This is a genomic window from Marinomonas vulgaris (assembly GCF_018145875.1).
Lineage (GTDB): Bacteria > Pseudomonadota > Gammaproteobacteria > Pseudomonadales > Marinomonadaceae > Marinomonas > Marinomonas vulgaris.
In genome coordinates, this window is record NZ_JAGSSV010000001.1 from 80,912 (window position 1) to 96,402 (window position 15,491).

Genomic DNA, 15,491 nt, shown 5'->3' on the forward strand with positions numbered 1-15,491 from the left:
CCCATTGATTGCTTGATTAGCTGTCCAGTTGCAATACCGCAAGAAACGCCGACTGTGGAACTTCCACGTTACCGACTTGCTTCATGCGTTTTTTACCTTCTTTTTGCTTCTGTAAGAGCTTTTTCTTACGGCTCACGTCACCACCGTAACATTTCGCGATGACGTTTTTACGCAAGGCTTTTACCGTGGTACGAGAAATAACTTTCGCGCCAACCGCCCCTTGAATCGCCACATCAAACATTTGACGAGGAATCAGATCTTTCATTTTTTCACACAAGGCGCGGCCTTTGTATTGCACGTTGTCTTTATGCATGATCAGCGCCAACGCATCCACGCGCTCGCCGTTAATCAAGATATCCAAACGCACTAAAGGCGCAGGACTAAAATGTGAGAAGCTGTAATCCAAAGACGCAAAACCACGGCTACAGGATTTCAACTTATCGAAAAAGTCCATCACCACTTCGTTCATTGGCAATTCATAACGCAATTGCACCTGACGTCCCACGTAAAGCATGTCTTTTTGTACGCCACGCTTTTCCACACACAGGGTAATCACGTTACCAAGGTATTCTTGTGGTACCAAAATATTGGCTTCAACGATGGGCTCGCGCATTTCTTTGATGGTGCCTGGATCAGGCATTTTAGAAGGGCTGTCAACGTTGATAATTTCACCGTTATTCAACTCCACTTCGAACACCACCGTTGGAGCCGTGGTGATCAAGTCCAAGTTGTACTCACGCTCTAAGCGCTCTTGAATGATTTCCATGTGCAACATGCCCAAGAAACCACAACGGAAGCCAAAACCTAGAGCGTCGGAACTTTCTGGTTCGAAAAACAATGACGCATCGTTCAAGGTAAGCTTATCAAGAGCGACACGGAAATCCTCGTAGTCGTCTGAACTAACAGGGAATACACCCGCGTAAACCTGTGGTTTCACTTTTTGGAAACCGGCCAATTGCGGCACATCAGGGGTGACTACGTGGGTGATTGTATCCCCCACTGGTGCGCCATGAATGTCCTTGATCCCTGCAACCACATAGCCAACTTCACCGGCTTTGAGTATGCCTGTTTCTTTGCGTTTTGGCGTAAAGATACCCGCCATATCAACAGGGTGGGCCTGTTTGGTGGACTTAATGAAAATCTTGTCTTTTTTACGCAAGGTACCTTGCTTGATACGCACCAGCGACACAACGCCTAAGTAGTTGTCAAACCATGAGTCGATAATCAACGCCTGTAGTGGTGCATCTACATCGCCCTCTGGTGGCGGAATAGTGGCCACAAGACGCTCTAATACATCGTCTACGCCCATGCCGGTTTTTGCAGAGCAGGTCACGGCGTTCATGGCGTCGATACCGATGATCTCTTCAATCTCAGCACTTACACGTTCAGGCTCAGCCTGTGGCAAGTCGATTTTATTTAGAACAGGCATCACTTCAAGACCCTGCTCAATGGCGGTATAACAGTTAGCAACCGATTGAGCTTCTACACCTTGAGCGGCGTCGACTACCAGAAGAGCCCCTTCACAGGCCGCAAGTGAGCGAGACACTTCGTAGGAAAAGTCCACGTGCCCTGGGGTATCAATGAAATTAAGTTGATAGGTTTGGCCATCTTTTGCATGGTAATCAAGGGTCACACTTTGTGCCTTGATGGTAATGCCGCGCTCACGCTCAATGTCCATAGAATCAAGAACTTGCGCAGACATTTCGCGCTCGCTCAAGCCTTCACAGGTTTGGATAAAACGATCCGCAAGGGTGGATTTACCATGGTCAATATGGGCAATAATTGAAAAATTGCGTATGTGCTTAAGATTATTGGAAGACACTATTTACTCACACTTTAAAAGCGATATTTGGATGAAAACGGGCGGACTGGCCCGTATTCAGAATAGAAATTGGCGAGCATTCTACCGAAAATCCGCCAAGGACTCCATTTATTTCAGAAGAGGAAGACAATCGACTTGTCTCTATTCAGCGCATCTTGTCACCTGGTCTTAGCCATGGGTTTTACGGAAGCACAATGCCACGCTCTTTAAGAATACGTTCCACTGTATCAACGGTGGCTTGAGTGTGAGCGTCTATTTCAAGGTTTACCTTATCGCCAAGCGATAAATACCCAAAGGTCGTCAGTCGGAGCGTTTCTGGAATCAAAGACACTTCCAACCAATCGTCGCCAATGTCACTGATGGTTAGACTGGAACCGTTCAGACCAACGTATCCCTTGTTAAACAGGTAACGTCTCGCGTCCACTTCGTGCTGTCGATCGGTGGTGAAGCGGATATGCACGCTTTCTTCTATTTTCTCGATACGAGATACGGATACCGACGTCATAATATGGCCGGACATCACATGGCCGCCCACTTCATCGCCCATTTTCGCGGCGCGTTCAAAGTTAACCAGATCACCCGCTTGCAACATGCCAATGTTCGTTAATGCCAAAGTAGTGTCAATCACGTCAAAAGTCAGCACATCGTGACCAATTTCAGATACAGTGAGACAAACCCCATTGATCGCCACACTGGCGCCCAGTTGTTGGCTCAACATAACGCCCGCTGGAAAAGTGATTTCTAAGCGTTTATTACGACCCACATCACTGGCCGATTGAACTTTTGCTGTGCCTTGCACAATACCCGTAAACATACAATGTCCTCATGGATAGGCGAAAATACGCACTATTAAATCAAATACGAGGCGCTCATTCCAAGACTGCAGAAGAAATGAACACCTATGATGGAAGCGGCACAACGACTGCCGTTGCGTAAGTTATCATAGAGTCACTAATAGGGTTATCCACAGGTTACGGGGATAACCCCTGCGCCTCAAAATAAGCCTTCAATCACTAAAAAAATACTATCTTACTAATGCGACCAAATTACAGGTTTTCAAGTCAATGAAGCAGAAGCGCAAGTTATTTCGCATCTTGTGCCGAACAACCACTCAATCATTACGGCCCATAAAAACAAAAAGCCACCCTTCGGCAGCTTTTTTACACTCGATCACGGTTATTTTGCCAAGGCTTCGATCATTTCTTGGGTTACCAAGGTAATACCGTCGCTATTACGATAAAAACGCTCCGCATCAGCAATAGGATCTTCCCCAATAATGGTGCCTTCTGGAATGTGGCAATCTGAATCTACTACCACCTTAGTTAAACGGCAATGTCGACCAATGTCACCACGCGGCAAAATTACCGATTTGGTCACCTGAGAATAGGAATTCACTCGTACGTTATTGAACAATATCGATTGATCCACCGTCGAACCCGATACAATGCAGCCCGCCGACACCACAGAATTCAATGCCGTACCGATGCGCTCTTCGTAGTTGTAATTGAATTTGGCAGCGGGTCGCTGATACTGCATGGTACGAATCGGCCATTCTTCGTCATACAAATCCAGCTCTGGGACAAGGCGTGTCAAATCCATGTTGGCTTCCCAATACGCTGTAAGTGTTCCCACATCGCGCCAGTATGGATCTTCAGGATAACTAGGGTTACCAATCACACTGCGGGAAAAGTGATGGGCTTTGATCTTGCTGCGCCCCACAAACAACGGGATTAAATCTTTACCAAAGTCATGGCTTGAATCGTCGTCACTGGCGTCGGAGCGCAAGTTCTCTGACAGGAATTTGGTGTTGAAAATATAAATTCCCATGCTCGCCAAAGCCACATTTGGCTTACCTGGCACAGTAGGCGGATTCGATGGCTTTTCTTCAAACGCGATGATGTTGTCACCTTCATCCACGTGCATAATGCCGAACTGATCCGCTTCATCAATGGGCACTTCGATGCAGGCCACGGTTACGTCAGCACCACTTGAAATATGGTCTTCTAACATAACGCTGTAATCTTGTTTGTAAACGTGATCGCCCGCCAGAATAAGAATATATTCGCTTTCTAAGCCATCGATCATACTCAAGTTTTGGTACACTGCATCGGCTGTGCCACGATACCAATCGCCACCCGTTTGCTGCTGAGCCGGCCACAACTCGATAAACTCGTTAAAGTCTGAGCGTAAAAAATTCCAGCCTCTTTGTATGTGCTGGTTCAGAGTATGAGAGCGATATTGCGTTAACACGGCAATGCGACGCATGCCCGAGTTAATACAATTCGACAAAGGAAAGTCGATAATTTTGTATTTACCCGCAATTGGAACTGCGGGTTTAGACCGGTTGTCTGTTAATTGCTTTAACCTTGAACCGCGTCCACCGGCCAGAATAATGGACAAAGTTTTCATGCGCGCCGTATTTAGATCCATGTGATGCCCTTAAAATTTTTATCAACACACTCTTTTCGAAGTTCCATTTAGGTATACTCTTATCATATTTCCAAATCAATAAGATGACTAATAATGAAAATATTGTTTGCTGCCTCCGAAATATACCCACTTATTAAAACTGGTGGATTAGCCGATGTTGCCGGCGCACTCCCTGTGGCGCTGAGAAAAAAAGGCCACGATGTCAAACTTATTATGCCCGCCTATCAAGGCATACTTCAGAAGGTAGCGCCAATTCAACTCACGATCAACTTAGGAAACCCATTTGGCGCAGGCGATTTACTCTTACTTGAAACCCATATTCCCCAGAGTGACACTCCCATTTGGCTGGTCCAATGCCAATCTTTGTTCGAGCGCGAAGGCGGCCCTTACGCCGATAAAAACGGCAATGACTTCCACGACAACCATCTGCGTTTTGCCGCGCTATCATGGGCTATCGCTCGGATAGCGCAAGATGGCAAGCTGATAGATTGGCAAGCCGATCTTGTTCATCTAAACGATTGGCAAACGGGATTTACCGCCGCTTATTTAAAAAGCTGGCAACAAGCTCACCCTCCCATTGTAACCACAGTTCATAACTTGCGTTACAACGGAAGTTTTGACATGGGTCAATTCTCAGAGACTCAATTGTCGCCTTCCTTGCTTTCTATGCATGGCATGGAATTTTATGGCCGTTTCTCTGCGCTCAAAGCAGGCTTAGTGTACGCCGATGCCATTACCACGGTAAGCCCAACCTACGCCCGCGAAATTCTCACACCAGAATATGGTGACGGACTGGATGGCACATTAAAAGCGCTAGAAGGCAAACTCGTGGGTATTTTAAACGGTGTGGATTACGAGCAATGGTCCCCAGACCAAGACCCTCTGATTCCTCATGCCTACCAGATTAACAATATTGAGCAAAAGCAAGCCAACAAGCTGGCCTTATTGCAAGAAAACGGCTTATCGGATGACTTAACGCATCCGATATTCGGCATTGTCAGCCGCCTCACCGAACAAAAAGGCCTGGATCTTGTGTTAGCAGCCATGCCATCTTTGCTGGAAAAAGGCGCACGTCTCATCGTACTCGGTTCGGGTGACAAAGCACTAGAGTCCGGTTACCAAAGATTACAAGAAAATTACCCCACACAAGTCTCGGTTCGCATCGGGTATTTTGAGGATTATTCTCATCGCATTCAGGCAGGCATCGACGCGTTATTGATTCCGTCTCGCTTTGAACCCTGCGGACTGACACAGCTCTATGCTTTAAAATACGGCACCTTGCCAGTAGTTAGACAAACAGGTGGGCTGGCAGACACCGTCTTTGAAGAAGGCGATCAAGCGAACGGTTTTGTGTTTCAAGACGCCACCAGCGAAGCATTGGGTGCGGCGATGGAACGTTGTATGGATGCTTTTTATAACACCGATCAATGGCGTAAAAAACAAATTACGGCCATGCAACAAGATCACAGTTGGGAAGCCGTTACAGACCAATGGACAAACCTATATCACTCTCTATTTACTGCTTAGTACGAGAGCTTAGTTTAATAAAGAACGGCTGTGCGCTTCCCAGGCATCAATGCCAAGTTGCATGGCTCGTTCGTGAAAGCCTTCGTTAGACATAGCCGCCAACGCCTCGGCAATCTTCTGCTTCACTTGGTCGTTATTGCACATAGAGCGCTTAGACATGGTCAAATACAAGCCTTCTGAACTGATGTCGGGCGACACAGCAACAATATCCTCCGACAACCCCAATAAGCTTGCATAAGCTGACGCAGGATTCTTTTCATACAAGACATAATCCACACGCCCAGTAGCCAACATACGTAATGCTTGGGACACACTGGCGACCGACAAAATACTTAAATGCCGCTCAGCGTAATGATCAAAGTCTTGACCAAAGCTGTTGTTGATAACGGTCACCCCTAAGCGGTTTTTTAGATCTTCCTTGCGATGAAAAGGAAAAGGGTTACGTTTGTTTTGCCAGACAACGCTCGAAGTTTGAAGCATGACAGGCATAAAATAATCCATGTAACCACTGCGTATGTGGGTGTAAAAAGCGCCGGCCATTAAATCTACACGACCATTCTCCACCTCACTTTGCGCTCGAGACCAAGGGCCAACATGAGCCAACTGAATGTCGATTCCTGTGCGACGAGCTAACTCATCCATAATGATTCGATTCACACCCTCAAGCTGTGAAGAATCCTTGTTTTCACGCCACAAAAAAGGCGGATACTCTGAATTTCCAGACGCAATTAAAGTACGACACTGAGATTCAGATGGCTCTTCGTCGTCTGTTACCGCATGGGCGTTGAAGGAAATAGCCGCCAACACACAGCAAAGTAATGATATCTGTAACCTCATACTTGGTTACCCCCTAGCGAATAATATGGCGTTGACTGGCTGTTTTAAATCGCCACCAACACACGTTAACGCTTTAACCGAATATCAGAGGCTATCTAAGAAGCCAACTATTATCAATGCTGTTTTGTCCGTTACGATTAATAAACTTAGAACCCCCAGAAACAAGAACGGCTGTCTTTTGGCTGTGTGCCCTGAATAAACGTTAGTGTTGTTTTACCTTCGCATCGCTCTGCCGCTATTTCAAATGATTCATCCAACACATCGTGTCGAACCGCGCCTTTTGGCAAGGTGCTTGGCAACGAGCGCTGCGGCACCGCTTGAGTAAAATCGATCCACACTTTCTGCGCGCCGCTGCTGCCAGTAATGCTGAGCGGCACATTGTCGTCGTCACCTAACCAGATAGTGGTGGAATAATCTCCTGTAATACCTATGTACCAGCTGTCTTTTTGCTGATTAGTCGTGCCCGTTTTCGCGGCAAAATTGAGCCCAGGAAACGCCGCCTGTGCCGCACGAGCTGTGCCTATTTTGGGTGTTTTTGTCATGCCATCTAAGGTGACCGCCAACAGGGCGTCGGTAAAAGGCACGCCTTTGTTGTGATTAAAGCGTTTGAGCAGTCGATCTTCTTGATCCATCACCGCCAATACCACACCTAATTCACTGCTTTTACCTTGGGAAGCGATCGGCTGATATAAGCGAGACACTTCAAAAGGCGACAGTTCAATGGCACCCAACGCCACGGCTGGCAGCATGGTGAAAGGTCGTTTCACCCCCAATTGTCTCAGCGTGTCGCCCACTCGATCAAAGCCAATTTGCGATGCCAAAGACACGGTCGCCAAGTTGTAAGATTTAGCCATGGCTTCGTATAAATGCACCACACCATGGGTGCGACGATCGTAGTTTTCCGGTTCCCACGTTTGTCCGCCCACATTAAAACGCAATCGTTTATCCTCAATTTGAGTCCACCAGGTGTAGCGCCCTGTCGCCAGGGCAGACAAATACAAGGGCGGCTTGACCAAAGAACCAATAGGACGAACCGCGCCTAATGCTCGGTTAAATCCCGTGTAGTAATCGCCACTTGAGCCAACGACGGCTCGCACTTCTCCCGATGAACGATCTGTTACCACCATAGCGCCCTGCAAACCGGACAATTTTCTATCACGTTTTTCCAGCAATGCCACTTGGCGTTGCATGGCCACACTCGCCGCCTGTTGCGCTCGAATGTCCACACCCGTGTAAATGCGCAAGTTTTTGGTGGCCAAGGTGGTTTCGTCAAAATCGCGGGACAATTGCATGGCCACAAGATCCAAATAGTCTCCGTAAATTGAGCGTTGTTTTTTCTTATTAGCCAAACGAATGGGCTGTTTAATCAGACGATTGTAGTCCGCCTCCGACAGTCGGCCTTGGTTTTTCAGCACGCCTAAAACAACATTGCGTCGGTCTTTCGCGCGATTAGGGGAGCGTTCTGGGTTGTACAACGACGGCCCTTTAACCATGCCGACAAGCAGCGCAAATTCGTCTATATTTAATTCATCCACAGGGCGACCAAAAAAGTGCTGGCTCGCAGCAGCAAAACCATGCAATGCACTGTTACCCAATTGCGCAAGATACACTTCATTAATGTAAGCCGTGATGATGGCTTGTTTAGAATAGTGGTACTCCAATAGCACACTCATCACCACTTCGGTGAGTTTGCGGGTGTAGGTTCGCTCTGAGCTCAGGTACATATTTTTCACCAGCTGCTGAGTTAAGGTCGAACCCCCTTGACGTCTCGACCCCTGAGTAAAATTCACCACCACAGCACGAGCAATGCCCGTTAATGAAATGCCCCAATGCTGATAAAAATCCTGATCTTCCACCGCCACCAGCACATCCATTAAGGGCTGAGGAATGTCTTCGTAGGTTAAAATTTGTCGGCTTTCGGTGTTACCACCATAAAGATAACCAATACGTTGCGGTTCGACTTTGGCCTCCGCGATTGCATCTCCGTTCAACGACTCAATGCCTAATCGACCATTTTCAAACGAAAAAATGCGCCTTTCACTTTTATGAAAACCCAAATGATCGACATAAGAGCGCAAATGCGCGCTGACTTTGGTTTGGCTCCGTGCCGCCCAACCTACTTTTTGGCTGTTACGACCAAACCGGTAGCCGGCGTCTTCCAGCACTTTTTCTAAATCTTGTTTTTTCCAAGGCGCGCCACTCACCAACGCAATCGGCGCACTGTAGACTTCGGATGGCACCTGCCATTTTTGCCCTTCAAAACGACTGACCACTTGACCGTTCAACCACCATACCCAGCCAGCAAAAGGCAGGCTGGCAAGCAGTCCAAGTATGAACATCCATTTGAAACAGGCACGAAAAAACCGCTTCAATAATGAAGGCTTACGCGTTTTTTTCTTTCTAGGCGACGATTTACGCGGCGACTTACTCGGTGATTTTGCTGGGGGTCTTTTAGGCATAGTGAGTAAGTATAGGGAGCTTATACGGGGCAAGCAACGATGAAAAAATAACTGACTGAATTCTTACATATTGACTCACTTGTCGTTGCGCCTTAGAGTGTTTTGTTGACATATTTTGTACGTAACAAGCCAAACGCATCTGATCACAAACATTGACGCCTTAACGAAACAACGTCAGCATGACAATAAAAGTGGTAATCACGTGTTTAAAAAGTACCTTATTCCCAATGCACAAAATTTGCCCGAAGGCACAGCGTTTACTGTTGAAGCCGAAAAATACAGTTTTTTAGTCACCAAACAACAAGGCCGTATTTTTGCCTATGAAAACCTATGCCCCCACCAAAATAAGCCGCTAAACTGGTCGACTGACAGTGTCATCGACGACGAAGGGGATTATTTGAAATGCCATCACCATGGCGCGCTTTTTTCTATCACTGACGGCACCTGCATCACAGGGCCGTGCCAAGGCCGTCATTTGAGAAAAGCCACCGTAGGCATGGAGAAAGGCGATTGTTACTTACTGCTGCCTTGAGTCATCTGGACGTTTGGCGGTGCATTTTTATGGATATCATATTGAGTGAACACACTTAGGGAATACCACCATGTTTACCACCAGCTTGCGTCTGATTTTTTGCTTAATCACCTTCAGTCTTCCCCTTAAACTGCTGGCGGCTGATCTTAGCGTGGCTGTGGCGTCTAACTTCATTGTTCCCATTAAACAATTAGCACAAGAATTCGAAGCCGAAACAGGGCACACCTTGCAACTGTCTTTTGGTTCTTCTGGTAAGTTCTTTGCGCAAATCAAGAATAACGCACCATACGATTTGTTCCTCTCGGCAGACTTGATAAAGCCCCATGTGTTAATCCAAGAACAACTTGCCCTACCAGAAAGTTTATCTATTTATGCGAATGGTAAATTGGTGCTCTGGTCTGTTAACCCCATCGAAGGCAACACCTTAGAAAGCGCGCTACTCAAAGCCAACCGCATCGCCATTGCCAACCCCAAGTTAGCGCCCTATGGCAAAGCCGCCGAAGAAGTACTCACCCGCTTATCGGCGTGGAACGACACCCAGCGCAAGCTTGTGCAAGGGGAAAGCATTGGTCAAACTTACCAGTTTGTTTACTCACAAAACGCCAATGTGGGTTTTGTCGCTCTATCTCAAGTTCTTAGCGGCAAAACAAAAGGTCATAGCGTTTCAGTGCCAACATCTTTGTACAATCCTATTCATCAGGGCGCCGTTATTTTATCTCGCTCTAAAAAAATTCCTGAAGCAACGGAATTTATGGCATTTTTGCTGCGTCCAGACATTCAAGCTAAAATTGTGACCTTTGGCTACGCCGAAACCAAATAGGCCAACCAAAGATGTTCCTTAGCTCAGCCGACCTAGACGCCATTGTACTGACACTGAAACTTGCCAGCGTGGTCACGGTATTGCTGATTCTGATCAGCACGCCCATCGCATGGTGGTTAGCCAGAACCCAGTCTTGGCTTAAAGGTCCAGTTAATGCCATTGTCGCCATGCCTCTGGTGTTACCGCCGACGGTATTGGGCTTTTATTTGCTGATCTTTCTTGGCCCTCAAGGCGCCATGGGACAAGCGTTAAGCAAACTAGGCATCGACCCTTTACCCTTTAGTTTTAACGGTTTAGTGGTGGCCTCTATGTTGTACTCCCTGCCGTTTGTGGTTCAACCCATCCAAAATGCCTTTGCTGCCATCGGCAAGCTTCCACTGGAAGCCGCGGCGACACTGCGTTCTTCCCCTTGGGATCGTTTTTTGCACGTGGCTTTGCCCTTAGCAAAACCTGGCTACGTGAGTGCTGCTGTATTAGGATTCGCTCACACGGTAGGAGAATTTGGTGTGGTCTTGATGATTGGCGGCAATATTCCCAATGAAACGCGGGTTATTTCGGTACAAATTTATGACCATGTGGAAGCACTGGATTACTCACAAGCGCACACTTTGTCTCTTCTGATGATTGCCTTTGCTTTTGTTGTCTTGGCCTGTTTATACAGCGTGCAAAAACGACAAAAAAACTCAGCCGCTGCCTCTTCTTTTTTATGACAAAAAGCATACGCCCATGAATACACCCAACAAGTCTCTACAGGTTCGTCTTTCACAGCAACATCTTAAGCAATCGACGTTTTCACTTGAGGTGGATTTGACGCTGCCTAATCGTGGCGTTACCGCGTTATTTGGCCCTTCGGGTTCTGGTAAAACCACTCTGCTGCGTTGTATTGCTGGCCTTGAAACCCAGCAACAAGGAGACATCTCCCTTAACGAGGTCGTCTGGCAATCCCCCACGCACTCACTGCCAGCCCATAAACGCCCAATAGGCTATGTGTTTCAAGAGGCCAATTTGTTTCCTCACCTCACCTCTGAAGAAAACCTGCAATTTGCCGTGAAACGCGCCGACACTGAACAGTCGGTCATCACTTACGAAGACGTGGTCAGCCTGCTTAATATAGCCGCCATTTTGCCTCAATATCCACATCAACTATCCGGTGGTGAGCGCCAACGAGTCGCCATGGCGCGCGCTTTATTGGTTCAACCAAGGCTCTTATTGATGGACGAGCCGTTATCCGCGCTGGATGATGGTTTAAAACAAGAAATCCTGCCTTATTTGGAGCAGATCTGTCAGCGCGCTCAAATCCCCATTATCTATGTGAGTCACGCCTTAGACGAAGTGATTCGTTTGGCCGATTACATCGTGGTGTTAGAAAAAGGGCGTGTGATAGAACAGGGCGAAAAGTACACTTTACTGGGTCGGTTAGGGACGTCTTTTTCTCGCCATCAAGACGCCAGCGTGGTGGTGTCGGGCACGGTGACACAACAAGCGGCGCAATGGGGCTTGTCTTGGCTGACACTCAACGATCAAACCATCGCCTTTAAACAGGGAAAAGAACAGATCGGCGATTTGGTCAGCGTGCGCATTCAATCCAGAGATGTGAGCCTCTCGTTAAGCAAGCAAGACGATTCCAGCATACTCAACCGTTTAACCGCCACGATTGACGATATGGATAACGACCCAAAAGACACCAGCATGGTCATGGTACGCCTGCTCGTGGGAGACACGCCGATTCTCGCGCGTATAACCGCCCTATCGGCACATAACTTGGCGTTACACAAAGGCCAAACAGTTATCGCACAAATAAAATCCGTCGCCCTGTTACGCTAGGCGTGCTTTAACGGTTTATATTTAGGTGAAAAAATTAGGGAGTGACTGAATGGAACAGGTAGGGATTTACGAGCAATTAATTACTCAGGTTATTGAAAAGAACCTCAATCGTGATCAATTTTTTGTTGGCGAACGCCAGCTAGAGTCCGCCGAGGCGGCTACTTGGCTCTCGCGTTTTCTCGGTAAGCTTGTTGCCCACTCCATCGACGCCATTCCCCAATCTAACGAACGCCTACAAGAACAAATCACCCTTGCCAATAACCTAGTGCTCTGGCTAAAAGACCATATAAAAGATGATGAGCTGATCTGTGAAAACCTCATCGACAGTCAAGGACGCATATTAACCGCCCTGTTTAATACTAACAATCCAATCGCGGCTAATTTAAAGGACTACACGAGCGATATTTTCCCGCTAACAGGACTCACTCAAAGCGAACTGTTCAGCGGCGCCAATGCAGGTATTTCCCTCGAAACCGAGATCAAGCGTGAGATCAAATCCGCTGACACCATTTACTGGCTGGTTTCATTTATTAAATGGACTGGCCTGCGAATTTTTCAGCACGAATTGGAAGAATTCACCAAAAGCGGCAAACAACTAAAAGTCATTACCACCTCTTATATGGGCGCGACTGATGCTAAAGCGGTGGAGTTTCTCGCCAGCCTGCCCAATACAGAAGTAAAGCTGAGTTACAACAATCAGCAAGAGCGCCTGCATGCAAAATCGTATCTCTTTATGCGCGATACTGGATTCCACACTGGCTATATCGGCTCATCAAATTTATCCCATTCTGCGCTGACCAGTGGCCTTGAATGGAACCTTAAAATCACAGCACAAGAAATTCCGCACATCATTGCCAAGACCAAAAGCACCTTTGAAACCTATTGGCAATCTCCTGACTTCGAGCGCTTTACCGGCGAAGCAGAAAGCAAAGAAAAGCTCAGAACCTCATTGAATGAACAACGCGGCATTGGCCAATCAAACCATCAGTTTTACTTTGATATCACGCCTAAAACACACCAACTAGCGATTTTAGAAAAACTCAGCGCAGAACGACAAGTTCACCAACGATTCAGAAATCTAGTGGTGGCGGCCACTGGCACCGGTAAAACGATTATCTCGGCATTCGACTTTAAGCGAGTGTATGACGCCAAACCCAATGCTAACTTTTTGTTTGTTGCTCATCGTGAAGAGATTCTTAAACAAGCACAAAATGCTTACCGTGGGGTACTCAAAAACAATGACTTTGGTGAGTTATGGGTCGGCAACTACCAACCTCAAAGATACAACCAATTGTTTGCCTCCATTCAAACTCTAAACAGTCAACTTACCGCACTAAAACTCAGCAAGGATTACTACGATTACATCGTCATCGACGAAGTACATCACGTGAGTGCGGCTAGTTATCGAGACGTCTTAGCGCACTTTACACCACACATATTACTCGGCTTAACGGCGACACCTGAACGACAAGACGGCGCCAATATATTAGATGACTTTTGTGGTGTGATCGCCGCAGAAATTCGCTTACCAGAAGCCATTAATCAGCGTCATTTATGCCCATTCCAATACTTCGGTCTAGATGACGACACAGATTTAAGCCAAGTCACATGGCGCAACGGTCGTTACGACATTGCTGAACTGAGTAACCTTTATACGGGTGAGAATCATCGCGCAACCAAGATAATTAGCAGCCTGAGCGACATAGTCACCAATGTTGAGCGCATTAAGTCTCTGGCATTTTGTGTCAGTCAAAAACACGCTGAGTTTATGGCGGCTAAGTTTAACCTTGCAGGTATTCATGCGGATGTTCTGACCAGTAAAAACACCAATGAACGTTCACAGAAACAACAAGCATTGCGCCAAGGGAAAATACAAATACTCTGCGTGGTGGATATTTTTAATGAAGGGGTCGATATCCCAGAAGTGGACACCCTGTTGTTTTTGCGACCAACAGAAAGCTTAACGCTGTTTTTACAGCAACTAGGCCGTGGCCTTCGTCTGCCAGATAACGCTGGTTTATCAGCCAATTCTAAGCAGTGCTGTACCGTTCTCGATTTTGTGGGTAATGCCCGTGCTGAGTACGATTTTGCCAGTAAGTTTCGAGCACTCATTGGTAAAACTAACCAACCCCTTAAAACAGAGATAGAACACAACTTTCCTCACTTGCCATTGGGTTGTCGAATAGAGCTGCAAGCACAAACGCAAAAGACCATTTTGCGCAATATCCAACAAGCCATTAACAGCAAGAGACGCTTACAACAGCTTATCCATGCTTACCCTCAACACACCAACGAAACACTCACGCTAAGTAACTTTTTGCGCCTTAATCCACAAGTCAGTCTCGAAGACATTTATAAACCCAAAGAGAAAAAACTAGGTGGTTGGCATTGGCTAAAAGGTGATGAGATACCAGCTGAACAAGCCGATGTGTATGCGGCCTATTACCGAGCAATCAATACTCAGTTACTTGGTTGTGACTCCCTAAGCTATTTGCAGTTTCTAATTGAACTGTCTCGCCATAATTTCGACTTTGTGAAGACGCCTCAAAATAATCAGTTTGCTCTAATGGCCCATTACAATTTCTGGGACAACACAGGAAATACATTTGGTTTCGACACTCTTGAGCAAAGCTTACGAGCTTTGATCCACCCAGCACTGCAACAGGAACTAGAGCAAGTAATCAGCTTGCTCATTCAACGAATTCACCAACAAGAACGCGACCTCGCCTGCTTGCCCAATCACGCGATCAAATTGCACAGCCGCTATACGCGACAACAAATACTCGCCGCATTTGGCGCCCACTCATTTGAGAAGAAATCCACCGCCCGTGAGGGTGTTTTAGAACTCAAAGAACAGAACCTAGAATTGTTATTTGTTACACTGAATAAGTGTGAAAAGACCTATTCGCCAACGACTCTGTATCACGACTACGCCATTAGCCCGACCCTGTTCCACTGGCAGACTCAAAACAGCGCCCGCCCAGAACACGGCCGCGGCCTAAGCTACATTCAGCATCGCCAAACAGGCAAAACGATACTGTTGTTTGTACGCGAACAAGGAAAGGATGAAAACGGCAGAACCATGGGGTTCGTGAACTATGGCGAAGTAAAATACCAAAGCCACAGCGGCAGCCAGCCGATGAACGTAACGTGGGAATTAACCCACCCCATGCCAAGTGAAATGTGGCATGAGGCAGGGAAATTGGCGGTTGGATAACCTTTTGTAGATTATTAACGAAT

The 15,491-nt window shown here is 46.9% G+C and carries 11 protein-coding genes; 6 read left to right on the plus strand and 5 right to left on the minus strand.

Features of this window, described 5'->3' with window-relative positions:
- Positions 1–16: 16 nt before the first annotated feature.
- From lepA to glgC, 3 genes are all read right to left on the minus strand, one after another.
- Positions 17–1,822, minus strand: a complete 1,806-nt coding sequence (gene lepA, locus J9B83_RS00380; protein WP_211534688.1) for a translation elongation factor 4 — start codon at positions 1,820–1,822, stop codon at positions 17–19.
- Positions 1,823–2,003: 181 nt separating this feature from the next.
- The gene (locus J9B83_RS00385) at positions 2,004–2,636 is read right to left on the minus strand and encodes a riboflavin synthase subunit alpha (protein ID WP_211534689.1); all 633 of its coding nucleotides are present in this window, start codon (positions 2,634–2,636) and stop codon (positions 2,004–2,006) included.
- A 362-nt stretch (positions 2,637–2,998) separates the two neighbouring features.
- The gene (gene glgC / locus J9B83_RS00390) at positions 2,999–4,252 is read right to left on the minus strand and encodes a glucose-1-phosphate adenylyltransferase (RefSeq protein WP_211534690.1); all 1,254 of its coding nucleotides are present in this window, start codon (positions 4,250–4,252) and stop codon (positions 2,999–3,001) included.
- Between the two features lie 93 nt (positions 4,253–4,345).
- On the opposite strand from glgC, the gene glgA reads away from it, so the two are divergent.
- Positions 4,346–5,779, plus strand: coding sequence for a glycogen synthase GlgA (gene glgA / locus J9B83_RS00395; RefSeq protein WP_211534691.1), 1,434 nt, complete (start codon positions 4,346–4,348; stop codon positions 5,777–5,779).
- 9 nt (positions 5,780–5,788) lie between these two features.
- On the opposite strand, the gene J9B83_RS00400 is transcribed toward glgA, so the two are convergent.
- Together J9B83_RS00400 and J9B83_RS00405 are read right to left on the minus strand one after the other, a co-directional pair.
- Entirely contained in the window at positions 5,789–6,616 is an 828-nt protein-coding gene (locus J9B83_RS00400) for a substrate-binding periplasmic protein (protein ID WP_211534692.1), read from the minus strand.
- Positions 6,617–6,762: 146 nt separating this feature from the next.
- The gene (locus J9B83_RS00405; protein ID WP_236037027.1) at positions 6,763–8,955 is read right to left on the minus strand and encodes a transglycosylase domain-containing protein; all 2,193 of its coding nucleotides are present in this window, start codon (positions 8,953–8,955) and stop codon (positions 6,763–6,765) included.
- A gap of 322 nt (positions 8,956–9,277) precedes the next feature.
- On the opposite strand from J9B83_RS00405, the gene J9B83_RS00410 reads away from it, so the two are divergent.
- The 5 genes from J9B83_RS00410 to J9B83_RS00430 all read left to right on the plus strand — a co-directional run bounded on the left by J9B83_RS00410 (position 9,278) and on the right by J9B83_RS00430 (position 15,468).
- The gene (locus tag J9B83_RS00410) at positions 9,278–9,607 is read left to right on the plus strand and encodes a Rieske (2Fe-2S) protein (RefSeq protein ID WP_211534694.1); all 330 of its coding nucleotides are present in this window, start codon (positions 9,278–9,280) and stop codon (positions 9,605–9,607) included.
- A 70-nt stretch (positions 9,608–9,677) separates the two neighbouring features.
- Entirely contained in the window at positions 9,678–10,427 is a 750-nt protein-coding gene (gene modA, locus J9B83_RS00415) for a molybdate ABC transporter substrate-binding protein (protein WP_211534695.1), read from the plus strand.
- Positions 10,428–10,438: 11 nt separating this feature from the next.
- On the plus strand, positions 10,439–11,137 hold the full coding sequence (modB, locus tag J9B83_RS00420) for a molybdate ABC transporter permease subunit (protein WP_211534696.1): 699 nt from the start codon (positions 10,439–10,441) through the stop codon (positions 11,135–11,137).
- Between the two features lie 16 nt (positions 11,138–11,153).
- The gene (modC, locus tag J9B83_RS00425; protein ID WP_211534697.1) at positions 11,154–12,251 is read left to right on the plus strand and encodes a molybdenum ABC transporter ATP-binding protein; all 1,098 of its coding nucleotides are present in this window, start codon (positions 11,154–11,156) and stop codon (positions 12,249–12,251) included.
- A 49-nt stretch (positions 12,252–12,300) separates the two neighbouring features.
- Positions 12,301–15,468, plus strand: coding sequence for a DUF3427 domain-containing protein (locus tag J9B83_RS00430; RefSeq protein ID WP_211534698.1), 3,168 nt, complete (start codon positions 12,301–12,303; stop codon positions 15,466–15,468).
- Positions 15,469–15,491 lie beyond the last annotated feature (23 nt).